The organism is Bacillus sp. NEAU-242-2, from assembly GCF_027853835.1.
GTDB classification, from domain to species: Bacteria; Bacillota; Bacilli; order Bacillales; family Bacillaceae; genus Bacillus; species Bacillus velezensis.
In genome coordinates, this window is sequence record NZ_JAPNNY010000002.1 from 591401 (window position 1) to 603967 (window position 12567).

Consider the following 12567-nt stretch of genomic DNA (forward strand, 5'->3'; position numbering starts at 1 on the left):
AGTATGCCAGATTGACATACTGTTTTTACAGCCATTATGCGTTTAGGTCAGTTACGACTTCTTTGCTTTCTTGTTCAGCGGCCGTTTCATCAACGACACGCTCGATGTCAGCGCCGAGAGCCGCAAGTTTTTTATGGAAATTCACATAACCGCGATCCAAGTGCTTCAGTTCCGTGACGCGTGTATGACCTTCAGCCACTAATCCCGCAAGAATCAGCGCCGCGCCCGCACGCAGGTCCGTAGCGGCAACTTCTGCGCCTTGCAGCTGTACAGGACCGTTAATGATCACAGAACGTCCTTCAATTTTAATGTCGCCATTCATCCGGCGGAATTCTTCAGCATGCATAAAACGGTTTTCAAACACAGTTTCAGTAATCATGCTTGTTCCGCTCGCACGGAGAAGCAGCGCCATCATTTGCGACTGCATATCAGTCGGGAATCCTGGGTGAGGCATCGTTTTAATGTCGATCGGCTTCAGCTGGGCAGGACCGATGACACGAAGGCCTTCTCCTTCATCCGTAATTTTGACTCCCATTTCTTCCATTTTCGCAATTAAAGACGTAAGATGCTCAGGAACCGCACCTTTTACTAATACATTTCCTTCCGTGATAGCCGCAGCCACCATGAAAGTACCCGCCTCAATACGGTCAGGAATGATGTTGTGTCTTACGCCGTGAAGCTTCTCGACACCTTCAATTTTAATGGTGCCTGTGCCGGCTCCGCGGATTTTTCCGCCCATCGCATTGATATAGTTCGCTAAGTCAACGATTTCAGGCTCTTTTGCCACGTTTTCAAGCGTTGTTGTTCCTTCAGCTAAAGCAGCTGCCATAATCAAGTTTTCTGTCGCACCCACACTTGGGAAATCTAAATAGATTTTTGCGCCCTGCAGACGGCCTTCCACTTCTGCTTCAATAAAGCCGTTGCCTACTTTGATTTTTGCACCCATTGCTTCAAAGCCTTTTAAATGCTGATCAATCGGTCTTGAGCCGATTGCGCAGCCGCCCGGAAGCGCTACTCTTGAATGACCCGTACGGGCTAACAGAGGGCCCATAACAAGCACTGACGCGCGCATTTTGCGCACATATTCAAAAGGTGCTTCTGTTTCTAAAGCGTAAGAAGCGTTTACGGTAACTTCATTATTCTCAAAATGCACATCTGCTCCTAAATGACGCAACACTTCATTAATTGTATATACATCGGAGAGCGTAGGTACATCACATATTACGCTTTTTTCTTCACTTGCTAATAAAGATGCAGCGATAACTGGTAAAACGGCATTTTTTGCTCCTTCAACTTTCACTGTGCCGTTTAACTTCTGACCGCCGCGGACGATGATTTTTTCCAAGGTATTCCCCTCCGCGTCCCTATATTCTCTATATTAATATTCAGTCGTCACGATTGGTGTGCCAACCGTAACGGTATGTTTTCCGCCCATTCCCGCACTTCTAAGCGCAACTTGCACATTCATCTTATGTTTCGATGTCATGATGTAATCTGTCCACTTATATGTAAATGCAGAAACAGAAACGAAATGAGGCTCAACTACATGTTCAACTGGACTTGCTTCAAATTCTTTCATGAGCTGTTCTGCTTTTTTTTGCAAAACAATACTCATATTATCATTTAAATGACCCTTTAGACAAGTAAAAATAAATACTTTATTTTGAAATATGTCATGTGCCTGCCGTTCAAACTGTTCATATGTATCATTCCAGTTTTCCGGTTGCTCCGGGCTCATTTGCTCATATAATAAATACGAAGTTGGGTTCTGGTTTTTGAGGGTAGTGACGAGCTGCAGTTTAAAAGTTGTGTGATTTTTTTTGTCAGAATACGTGCCGACGGCCTTTACGATTTTATCTTCCCGCGCGGATTCCCAATGATATTGCGGATACTGCGTCTTCAGTTCTTTTACCTTGTCATCAAATTCACTCAGTGACAGGTTCAGATTTTTTTTCGCATGAAGCGTCCATTCATCCACAGTGACCTGCTGCCGCTCCATTCCTTCGGCAATCTGGGCAAGCGGAGACAGCTCACTTGCATGAATGGAATGAAATACCGCTATTAAGGCGCTTAAAAAAACAAAAAACAAGATGATGCGGCCTGCTCTTTTTTTCTTCATATCGATCTCTCCCCCTTACTCCCATTTTTGCCGGAGCCGGGGAAAGCAATACATGGAAAACTTCGTCAAAACTCGCCAAGCGGGTGAAGAAAAATTGGTTTCTCACCCAGCGATTCCCTTCATTTCAACAGACGAAACATCTTAAAATAAGTATGGAAGCTGTTTCGAATAGGTAAGATAATCTAAAAAGAAGTTGGCGACTGCCGTACCGATCGCAATGGTAAGAAGAATGATCAGCAGCCTCGCCTGCACTATTTTTCCTTTTCGGATCAGCGGATCAAAGTTGACGGCCTGAAGCGCCCACCATGTCACCGCAATGCATACCAGGTGAACCAGGATGCTGATTGCGGCCTGCTGCCCCAATACATTCACAAATTCCATCTCCTTTCATTTTTTCCGCCCCTCATATCCTCTCTTATTATATAAGAAGAAGAGAGAAAGATGATCATTTTTACATCAGAATTTTTATCCAAAATTAGGGGCAATCCCCGCTTAAATGTCCGTTCTCCGGCATGATATACTTTTTTGGAAAGGAGATGGGAATATGAATCATTCCTTTTTTCATCCGGAAAAGCAGTATGGAGAAACACTTCCCGTATTTGACCACGAGTGGGAAGCGATAGCATTCTACTATGATTATAGACAGTCTCAAACAGAGGAACTGAAAGAATTATGTCAGTTTTTCAACATTTCTCTTGATTATTCACCCGGCAGCCTGCTGGCAGTGGAAGCTCTTTACTTCCGCAGCATAAAAGAGCTGCTTTTGGCGGATTGGAACCTGCCGATTGACGAATTTGAGAAAATGCTCAGTGTGTATGTCATCGATTGCGCCATCAGACATCATGACGATGCCGAATGGGTCGTCAAACCTTATCCGTATACGGACGGCGCTTATACGACGGGTGTGCGGAGAGGAAACAAAACGTGGCACACCGACAACTGCTGCGAACATTTATATCTGCAAAAAGAAGAGGATCATCCGCTTATCGGCGTCTATGAATCTCTTATGCGTTAATATAGAAAAAGAATCCTTCTCAGACAGCCGAGAAGGATTCTTTTTTAGTTTCCTGCAACATCCAATCTGTTTACAGCCCGCTGTAACGCAAGCTCAGCCCGACGAATGTCAGTATCATCTGATCGTTTGTTCAAACGGTCTTCCGCCCGCTTTTTCGCAGCAAGGGCGCGCTCTTTATCAATGCTTTCCGCTGTTTCAGCGGCTTGTGCAAGGATAGTGACCTGATCAGGACGGACTTCTAAAAATCCGCCGCTGACAGCCGCCAATTCGGTCTGCCCGTCTTTTTTAAGGCGGACAGCGCCGATTTTAAGCGGAGCCACGGTCGGAATATGGCCAGGCAGGATACCGAGATCACCGCTCTCGGCTCTTACACTCACCATTTCAATATCAGCATCATATACTGGGCCGTCGGGAGTAACGATATTGACTTTAACGGTCTTCATGCTTTTACCCTCCTAGGACCAGATTAAACTTCTACACCCATCTCTTTTGCATTCTCAATGACTTCTTCAATGCGTCCCACAAGACGGAATGCATCTTCCGGAAGATGGTCATATTTACCGGAAAGGATTTCTTTAAAGCCTCGTACCGTTTCTTTAACAGGCACGTAAGAACCCTTTTGTCCCGTAAACTGCTCAGCTACGTGGAAGTTTTGAGAAAGGAAGAACTGGATACGGCGTGCGCGGTGAACGACAAGCTTGTCTTCTTCACCTAATTCGTCCATACCGAGAATCGCGATAATATCCTGAAGTTCTTTGTAACGCTGAAGCGTTGACTGGACTTCACGCGCCACCGCATAATGCTCTTCTCCGACAATTTCCGGAGCAAGCGCGCGGGAAGTGGAAGCCAGCGGATCAACCGCAGGGTAGATACCCATTTCAGTTAATTTACGCTCAAGGTTAGTCGTTGCATCCAAGTGAGCGAACGTTGTCGCCGGCGCCGGGTCAGTGTAGTCATCGGCAGGCACGTAGATCGCCTGGATAGATGTAACTGAACCAACGTTTGTAGACGTAATACGCTCTTGAAGCTGACCCATTTCTGTCGCAAGCGTCGGCTGATAACCAACCGCAGAAGGCATACGGCCGAGAAGCGCGGAAACCTCTGAACCCGCTTGTGTGAAACGGAAAATGTTATCGATAAAGAACAGTACGTCCTGTCCTTGTTTATCACGGAAATGCTCAGCCATTGTAAGACCCGTCAGTGCTACACGCATACGTGCGCCCGGCGGCTCGTTCATTTGTCCGAAGACCATGGCTGTTTTCTTGATAACGCCTGAATCGCTCATTTCGTAGAAAAGGTCGTTCCCTTCACGAGTACGCTCTCCTACACCGGCGAATACGGAAATACCGCCGTGCTCTTGCGCGATGTTGTTGATTAATTCCTGGATTAATACGGTTTTACCTACGCCGGCGCCGCCGAACAATCCGATTTTACCGCCCTTGATGTAAGGAGCGAGCAGGTCAACAACCTTAATTCCCGTTTCAAGAATTTCAACCTCAGTTGAAAGCTCATCGAATGAAGGAGCTGATCTGTGGATCGGGTCCTTTTGAGCATCCGCAGGCAGCGGTTCATTTAAATCAATTTTATCTCCCAGTACGTTAAATACGCGTCCGAGAGTCACATCACCGACAGGAACGGAAATCGGCGCACCTGTATCAACAGCTTCCATTCCGCGCTGAATTCCGTCCGTAGATGCCATGGCAATTGTACGGACTGTATCATCACCTAAATGAAGAGCAACCTCTAGCGTTAGGTCGATGCCTACTTCATTTTCGCCTGTAGCTGGCTGTGAAACTTTAATCGCATTATAAATCGCAGGCAAGTGGCCGTCCTCGAAACGTACGTCGACAACCGGTCCAAGCACCTGACTTACGCGTCCTTTCTTCATCGCTATCCCTCCTGACAAAATCTTTCTATTCTAAAGCGGCTGCACCGCCGACAATTTCGGTAATTTCTTGTGTAATCGCCGCTTGACGCGCGCGGTTATATGAAAGCGAAAGTGAATCAATGAGTTCTTTCGCATTATCAGTCGCATTTTTCATTGCTGTCATTCTCGCAGCGTGTTCACTTGCTTTACTGTCAAGAAGCGCGCCGTAAATTAAGCTTTCCGCATATTGAGGAAGCAGCACTTCGAGCACCTCTTCTTCATCCGGTTCGAACTCGTAAGAAGCCGTGCGCTTCCCGCCGCTCGTTCCGAAATCCGTTAAAGGCAGCACTTTTTTCTCCGTCACTTCCTGTGAAATCGCACTGACGAAATGGTTATACACCAAATGCAGTTCATCAAAAGCGCCGTCGATAAACATTTGAACCGTCTGACGGGTCAAATCTTTAATCTGAGCAAAAGTGACCTCGTCGCCAAGCCCCACTAACTCAGACAAAATCGGCATCTCCCGTTTTTTGAAGAAATCGCGGCCGACTCTGCCGATTGCAATCACCGTGTATTCATCTTTAGACTGATGGCGTTCTTGAATGGTGCGGTAAGCGTTTCGCAAAACCGAACTGTTAAACGCACCCGCAAGCCCGCGGTCAGACGTAATGACGAGATACGCCGTCTTTTTCACTTCTCTTGAGACAAGCATCGGGTGTTTCGCGTTTTTCGCGCCTTTTCCGACGTTAAACACAACCTCCTGGATCTTATCCATATACGGAGCAAATGACTTCGCGTTGGTTTCCGCACGGTTCAGCTTCGCAGCGGATACCATCTGCATGGCTTTTGTAATCTGGCTTGTTTTTTTCGTTGACGTGATCCTTGACTTAATATCGCGTAATGAGGCCAAAGATTTCACCACCTTTATTCTTCATTTGCGTAAAAAGAGAGAAAAAGAGAACCTTTTTCTCTCATCTTCTAAGGGTTAGTTGCTTGGTGCAAATGTGCGTTTGAAGCCTTCGATTGCAGCTTTGAAGTCTTCATCAGCAGGAAGGTTTCCTGTTTTCGCAATGCCGTCAAGCAGATCTTTATGGTTTTGATCAAGGTACATGTAGTACTCTTCTTCAAAACGTCTGATATCCGCAACCGGAATATCATCAAGATATCCTTTTGTCAGCGCATAAAGAATGGCTACCTGTTTTTCAACCGGAAGCGGCTTATTCAAGTCTTGTTTCAGCACTTCAACTGTACGCGCACCGCGATTCAGTTTCGCCTGAGTCGCCTGGTCAAGATCAGATCCGAATTGGGCGAATGCTTCAAGTTCACGGTATGAAGCAAGGTCAAGACGCAATGTTCCCGCTACCTTTTTCATCGCTTTGATTTGGGCTGACCCGCCGACACGGGATACGGATAATCCGGCATTGATCGCAGGACGCACGCCTGAGAAGAATAGGTCGGATTGAAGGAAAATCTGTCCGTCAGTAATGGAAATGACGTTTGTCGGGATATAAGCGGAGATATCTCCTGCTTGTGTTTCGACGAACGGCAGCGCCGTAATTGATCCTGCGCCTTTAGCGTCACTCAGCTTGGCTGCGCGCTCAAGCAGACGGGAGTGAAGATAGAATACATCCCCAGGGAATGCTTCACGGCCCGGCGGACGGCGAAGAAGCAATGACAGCTCACGATAAGCGGCTGCTTGTTTGGACAAATCATCATATACGACGAGAACGTGCTTGCCGTTGTACATGAATTCTTCACCCATTGTCACCCCTGCATACGGTGCAAGGTAAAGAAGCGGAGCCGGCTGTGAAGCGGACGCCGTCACGACAATCGTGTAATCAAGCGCGCCATGCTTACGAAGTGTTTCCACCACGCCGCGCACTGTAGATTCTTTTTGGCCGATCGCTACGTACACACAGATCATGTCTTGATCTTTTTGGTTTAAGATTGTATCAATCGCAACAGATGTTTTACCTGTCTGACGGTCCCCGATAATCAGCTCACGCTGTCCGCGGCCGATCGGAATTAACGCGTCGATCGCTTTGATACCCGTTTGCAGCGGCTCATGTACCGATTTACGGTCCATTACGCCTGGAGCCTGGCTTTCGATCGGACGTGTTTTGCTTGTCAGAATCGGACCCAGTCCGTCTACCGGCTGTCCGAGCGGGTTGACGATACGTCCGATTAATTCTTCACCTACAGGAACTTCCATGATGCGGCCCGTTCTTTTGACCTCATCACCTTCACGGATATCTCTGTAAGGTCCTAAGATAACGATACCTACGTTGGATTCTTCAAGGTTTTGAGCCATACCCAAAACGCCGTTTGAAAACTCAACAAGTTCACCGGCCATACAATTGTCAAGGCCGTGCACACGCGCAATACCGTCTCCGACTTGGATGACTGTACCTACGTCATGAACTTCAATTTCAGATTGGTAATTTTGAATTTGCTGCTTTATCAGCGTGCTAATCTCTTCAGCTTTGATGCTCACTTAGGTTTCACCCCTTCTATCGATTTCCTCCGGCAAGTTGACGTTCCATGCGCTCAAGCTTTCCGCTTACGCTTCCGTCATAAATCCGGTTTCCAATGCGGACTTTAATGCCGCCTATTAAATCCGTCTGCACTTCATTTCTGATTCTGAGCGAAGCGATTCCGGCTTTTTTTGCAAACACTTGAGACAATGATAACATTTCCGCTTCTGACAGCGGTTTTACTGAATAAACAACCGCGTCCTCTGTCTGACGGGCCTGATTGGCAAGTTTGATAAACTCGTCTGTGAGATCAGGCACAATCGAAGACCGGCGGCGGTCAATCAGAAGAAAAATCGTATGCAGCACAGACTCAGACAGTGCGCCGAACGATTGCTGAATCAGCTCTTTTTTCTTAGCGGCCGATACCTTCGGATGGCTTAACACTTCCTGTAATCCGGCTTCGTTCCGGAACACTTCTTTTAGTACGGTAAGCTCTTCTTCGATTTCATTGATTTGAGAAGTCTCAACGGCAATGTCGAAAAGCGCTGACGCGTATCGTTTAGAGACAGCAGATCCACTCATCGGCTTTCTCCTACCTCTTTAAGATAGTCCTGAATCAGTTGTTCCTGGGCTTGTTCATCAAGCTCTTTTTCAATCACTTTCGATGCGATTAAGACAGAAAGTGATGCGACTTGCTCGCGAAGTGCGGAAACCGCTTGTTCTTTTTCTTTGACAATTTCGGTTCTCGCCGCTTCTTTCAATCTTTCAGACTCGGCGCGTGCAGCCTGGATAATGTCTTCCTTCTGCTTTTCACCCAGTTTTTTCGCATTTTCAATGAGTGATTGTGATTCCTGTTTCGCTTCTTTTAAAAGAACGCGCTGCTCTTCAATCAGCTTCTGCGCTTCTTTATTTCTTTCTTCAGCGGACGTAATTTCGCCGGCGATATGATCTTCACGCTGTTTCATTATATTTAATAGCGGTCCCAGAGCGAATTTCTTGAGAAGCGCTAATAAAACTAACATAGCTAACAATTGGAATAGGATATCTCCGCCGTTAAACGACAGTCCTAATTCAAGAGGTAATTGAGACATCTACTACGGCAACTCCCTTCTGCAGGTTTTCTCTGCTGATAAAAAGCCGTTTCGGGACGGCCTGCTTATCAGACATAAAGCAATGGCGAAGGTTCTCTTAGAGTGATCTTCGCCATTTTTAGTTCATATAAGGCTTTTTTGCTTAGCCAAAGAACGCTAAGAACGCGATAACGACAGCGATAATCGGAAGGGCCTCAACCAATGCGATACCCATGAACATAAGAGTTCTAAGTTCTTTTCCTGCTTCCGGCTGACGGGCGATTCCCTCTACCGTACGTGAAACGATCAGACCGTTACCAATACCTGCACCAAGTGCGCCTAAACCGATTGCAATTGCAGCTGCTATTAAATTCATGAAAAAGTTCCTCCTTTAAAATGTTATCCGAATGGATATATGATTTTAATGATCATGACTGATTTTGTGTGACATGTACACCATCGTCAGCATCGTAAAGATAAATGCCTGGATGGTACCGATGAACAAGCTGAATGCCTGCCATGCAAGCATCGGAATAATGGCTCCGACTGTGCCGACCAAACCGAGAAAGAAACTGTTTGAGTAGAAATTCGTCGCCAGATTCGCAAGCAGGCCAAGAAGAATTTCCCCGGCGAAAATGTTACCGTAAAGACGAAGTCCGAGTGTCAGCGTATTCGCAAACTCCTCAATGATCTTCATCGGGAACATAAGCGGAACCGGTCTGAGGTAATCCTTAGAGTATTCCTTCAAACCTTTCATCTTCACGCCGTAATAGTGCGTTAACGACACAACCATAACGGCTAGAGTCAGAGTAATAGCCGGATCGGCCGTCGGTGATTTCCACCAAAGCTCGTGTCCGACCGTTACAGAAAACGGCAGCCCTAGCATATTTGATACAAATATGTACATCAGCAAGGTTACACCAAGCGCCAAGAAGTTAGCCCCTGTTTTTAAATCCATTGTACTGCCTATAATATTGCGGACAAAATCAACAATCCATTCCATGAAGTTCTGGGCTTTTCCCGGACGGATGGACAGCGTTCTTGTAGTAAGAATCGCAATCAGCAGCACAATCACACTTGCCACAGTAATCATCAGAATGTTTGTCAGATTAAAAGTAAGACCAAACAAATCAATAGTTCTGTAATCGTGATTCAATGGGTTTTCACCTCTCTTCCATTGATGAACGTTTGAGCTGAATAATGGAATCTATCATAATGACGGGATAAATTGTCATTAATCCAATAATCACACTTGCCACACTGACTTTATCGGGATATTTAAAGGCGACAGCCATCGCAAGTATCGCATTGCACCAACGCGCTGCGCTCCCGAGTGATCGTATGGACTTTCCTTTCGCCACGGCCTTGTCAAAAGCATTCATTCTTCTGGTCAAGAGCCACAAATTAAACAAACTGAAAACAGTTCCCAAAAAGAGGCCTAAAAAAACAGTTTTATACGCCGTAAGACCATATCCCAGCAAATAGATTGCTAAGATTACAAATACATATCTCCGTTGTCTGCTGAATGTAAGATTGGGATCGTCCATCAACTATCTGTCTCCTGATGAAAATGTAATATAATTCCTGGATACGGCAAAACATGCGGTTAACCCTTGCAGAAGGCCTTTTTTGTCCGCAAAACGGCCTGTTCGAAAAAACCACTCATCCTCCTGATGCCACGGGATGCTGTTTCATTCGCTTAGATAAATCCTCATATAACGGGTTTTTTTGGAGGATTTAAAATGAGGATGGATACTAGAAATGAAAGGAATGAAAACCTTCTCATAATACCCTCGTTTAGCATACAATAGCCCCTAACATGTGTCAATCTGTTTAAAGTTAAAAAACTTTTTATACCGGAAGCATACACAGAATGTTCACAAATTCACCTATAAATGTATGAACTCTGCCCATTCAGCAAATATCTGGATAAAAAAAGAAAACCCCCTGAATGAGGTTTTCCGATTTATTTGGTTCCGTACAGTCTGTCACCCGCGTCACCGAGGCCCGGAACGATATAGCCTTTTTCATTCAGTTTTTCATCAAGGGCGGCGATATAAATATCAACGTCAGAATGATGTTTCTGCAGCTCTTCCACGCCTTCCGGAGCCGCTACAAGACACATAAAACGAATGTTTCTCGCGCCGCGCTTTTTCAGGCTGTTGATCGCTTCCACCGCAGAGCCTCCCGTAGCAAGCATCGGATCCACGACAATAAATTCGCGTTCTTCTACATCAGAAGGAAGCTTGACATAGTATTCCACCGGTTTTAAGGTTTCCGGATCACGGTATAATCCGACATGTCCCACTTTAGCGGCCGGGATTAATTTCAGCATGCCGTCAACCATTCCGAGACCCGCTCTCAGGATCGGCACGATACCGAGTTTCTTCCCTGAAATCACTTTGGATGTCGCTGTTTGAACAGGTGTTTTCACTTCCACTTCTTTAAGAGGAAGATCACGTGTAATTTCAAACGCCATCAGTGATGCGACTTCGTCCACAAGGTCTCTGAAATCCTTTGTGCCTGTATTTTCATTCCGAATATATGTCAGCTTATGCTGGATTAAAGGATGATCAAATACGTAAACCTTTCCCATACTGTGTTCAGCTCCTTTTTTGTTGTCCGAGTGACTTTTTCACACTTCTATTGATTCTACAGAAAAAGACAAACAGTTTCAAGAAAATCATAAAAAAACCCGCCGGATTAAGGTTCCGGCGGGTTTCTTCCTTATTAATAGTCCAGTTCTTTATATAAAGGAAACTTTTCAGTCAAGGCAGATACGCGCTTTCTCGCTTCTTCAAGTTTTGCTTCGTCTTCATGATTTTTCAGCGCGAGGCCGATGATGGCGCCGACTTCTTCAAGCGCGTCACCGTCAAAGCCGCGGCTTGTCACAGCTGCCGTACCGAGACGGATTCCGCTTGTGACGAACGGTTTTTCCGGATCGTAAGGGATCGCGTTTTTATTAGATGTAATGCCGATTTCATCAAGAACGTGTTCAGCGACTTTTCCGGTCAGTCCGAGAGAACGGAGGTCGACAAGTACAAGGTGGTTATCCGTTCCGCCTGATACGAGCTGAATGCCCTCTTTGTTCAGAGACTCAGCCAGGCGCTTCGCGTTCGAGATGACGTTTTGCGCATATGTTTTGAAATCATCTTCAAGCACTTCTCCGAAAGAAACGGCTTTGGCCGCGATGACATGCATAAGCGGTCCGCCTTGGATTCCCGGGAAAATGGATTTATCAATCTTTTTGCCAAACTCTTCACGGCAAAGGATCATTCCTCCGCGGGGTCCGCGAAGTGTTTTGTGAGTCGTTGTCGTTACAAAGTCAGCGTAAGGAACCGGATTCGGATGAAGACCGGCTGCGACAAGACCCGCGATATGCGCCATGTCTACCATGAAGTAAGCGCCGACTTCATCAGCGATTTCGCGGAATTTTTTAAAGTCGATCGTGCGGGGGTATGCGCTCGCTCCGGCTACGATGAGTTTCGGCTTATGCGCCAGCGCTTTTTCACGCACATCTTCATAATCTATATATTGCGTGTCTTTATCGACACCGTATTCTACAAAGTTGTATTGAACGCCGCTGAAATTAACCGGGCTTCCGTGTGTTAAGTGGCCGCCGTGGGAGAGGTTCATCCCGAGCACCGGGTCGCCGTGCTCTAAAATCGTGAAGTAAACAGCCATGTTCGCCTGAGCGCCTGAGTGCGGCTGAACGTTTACATGCTCAGCTCCGAAAATCTCTTTCGCGCGGTCGCGGGCGATGTCCTCAACGACATCAACATGCTCACAGCCGCCGTAGTAGCGTTTGCCGGGGTAGCCTTCAGCATATTTGTTTGTTAAAACAGAGCCTTGTGCTTCCATTACCGCTTCCGTCACGAAGTTTTCAGAAGCAATTAATTCGATCTTAGTCTGTTGACGCTTACGCTCATCTTTGATGGCGTTAAACACTTGTTTATCTTGTACAGGTAAATGTTTCATCAGCGAGATCCTCTCCTATCCGTTTCCTGTTCTTTATTTTTACC

Annotated in this window: 15 protein-coding genes; 1 reads left to right on the forward strand and 14 read right to left on the reverse strand. The window is 46.2% G+C overall.

What is annotated here, in order from left to right; translation table 11 throughout:
- Positions 1-34 precede the first annotated feature (34 nt).
- The 3 genes from murA to OWN49_RS07970 form a co-directional block, all read right to left on the reverse strand.
- A complete protein-coding gene (gene murA, locus OWN49_RS07960) occupies positions 35-1345 on the reverse strand; it encodes a UDP-N-acetylglucosamine 1-carboxyvinyltransferase (protein ID WP_007407592.1) in 1311 nt (436 codons plus the stop codon).
- Positions 1346-1378: 33 nt separating this feature from the next.
- Positions 1379-2119: a YwmB family TATA-box binding protein gene (locus OWN49_RS07965; protein ID WP_003151183.1), complete on the reverse strand. Its 741-nt coding sequence runs from the start codon at positions 2117-2119 to the stop codon at positions 1379-1381.
- A 141-nt stretch (positions 2120-2260) separates the two neighbouring features.
- Positions 2261-2491 (reverse strand): DUF1146 family protein, encoded by a 231-nt coding sequence (locus OWN49_RS07970; RefSeq protein WP_003151181.1) that lies wholly within the window; start codon positions 2489-2491, stop codon positions 2261-2263.
- Positions 2492-2663: 172 nt separating this feature from the next.
- Between OWN49_RS07970 and OWN49_RS07975 the strand changes: the two genes are divergently transcribed.
- Positions 2664-3134: a hypothetical protein gene (locus tag OWN49_RS07975; RefSeq protein WP_003151179.1), complete on the forward strand. Its 471-nt coding sequence runs from the start codon at positions 2664-2666 to the stop codon at positions 3132-3134.
- Between the two features lie 44 nt (positions 3135-3178).
- On the opposite strand, the gene OWN49_RS07980 is transcribed toward OWN49_RS07975, so the two are convergent.
- The 11 genes from OWN49_RS07980 to glyA all read right to left on the reverse strand — a co-directional run bounded on the left by OWN49_RS07980 (position 3179) and on the right by glyA (position 12523).
- Positions 3179-3577, reverse strand: a complete 399-nt coding sequence (locus OWN49_RS07980; RefSeq protein ID WP_003151176.1) for a F0F1 ATP synthase subunit epsilon — start codon at positions 3575-3577, stop codon at positions 3179-3181.
- Between the two features lie 23 nt (positions 3578-3600).
- Positions 3601-5022, reverse strand: a complete 1422-nt coding sequence (gene atpD, locus OWN49_RS07985; RefSeq protein WP_003151173.1) for a F0F1 ATP synthase subunit beta — start codon at positions 5020-5022, stop codon at positions 3601-3603.
- Between the two features lie 25 nt (positions 5023-5047).
- Positions 5048-5911, reverse strand: coding sequence for an ATP synthase F1 subunit gamma (gene atpG / locus OWN49_RS07990; protein ID WP_003151172.1), 864 nt, complete (start codon positions 5909-5911; stop codon positions 5048-5050).
- A 75-nt stretch (positions 5912-5986) separates the two neighbouring features.
- Complete coding sequence (gene atpA / locus OWN49_RS07995; protein ID WP_003151170.1) at positions 5987-7495, reverse strand: F0F1 ATP synthase subunit alpha; 1509 nt, start codon at positions 7493-7495, stop codon at positions 5987-5989.
- 16 nt (positions 7496-7511) lie between these two features.
- Positions 7512-8057, reverse strand: a complete 546-nt coding sequence (locus OWN49_RS08000) for a F0F1 ATP synthase subunit delta (protein WP_003151169.1) — start codon at positions 8055-8057, stop codon at positions 7512-7514.
- Positions 8054-8566: a F0F1 ATP synthase subunit B gene (atpF, locus tag OWN49_RS08005; RefSeq protein WP_003151168.1), complete on the reverse strand. Its 513-nt coding sequence runs from the start codon at positions 8564-8566 to the stop codon at positions 8054-8056. Before atpF ends, OWN49_RS08000 begins: the two co-directional genes overlap by 4 nt.
- Before the next feature lie 142 nt (positions 8567-8708).
- Positions 8709-8921, reverse strand: coding sequence for a F0F1 ATP synthase subunit C (gene atpE / locus OWN49_RS08010; RefSeq protein ID WP_003151167.1), 213 nt, complete (start codon positions 8919-8921; stop codon positions 8709-8711).
- Positions 8922-8966: 45 nt separating this feature from the next.
- The gene (gene atpB / locus OWN49_RS08015; protein WP_003151158.1) at positions 8967-9701 is read right to left on the reverse strand and encodes a F0F1 ATP synthase subunit A; all 735 of its coding nucleotides are present in this window, start codon (positions 9699-9701) and stop codon (positions 8967-8969) included.
- Positions 9702-9708: 7 nt separating this feature from the next.
- Positions 9709-10092, reverse strand: coding sequence for an ATP synthase subunit I (atpI, locus tag OWN49_RS08020; protein ID WP_003151155.1), 384 nt, complete (start codon positions 10090-10092; stop codon positions 9709-9711).
- A 419-nt stretch (positions 10093-10511) separates the two neighbouring features.
- The gene (gene upp, locus OWN49_RS08025; protein ID WP_003151154.1) at positions 10512-11141 is read right to left on the reverse strand and encodes a uracil phosphoribosyltransferase; all 630 of its coding nucleotides are present in this window, start codon (positions 11139-11141) and stop codon (positions 10512-10514) included.
- Between the two features lie 134 nt (positions 11142-11275).
- The gene (gene glyA, locus OWN49_RS08030) at positions 11276-12523 is read right to left on the reverse strand and encodes a serine hydroxymethyltransferase (protein ID WP_176283583.1); all 1248 of its coding nucleotides are present in this window, start codon (positions 12521-12523) and stop codon (positions 11276-11278) included.
- Positions 12524-12567 lie beyond the last annotated feature (44 nt).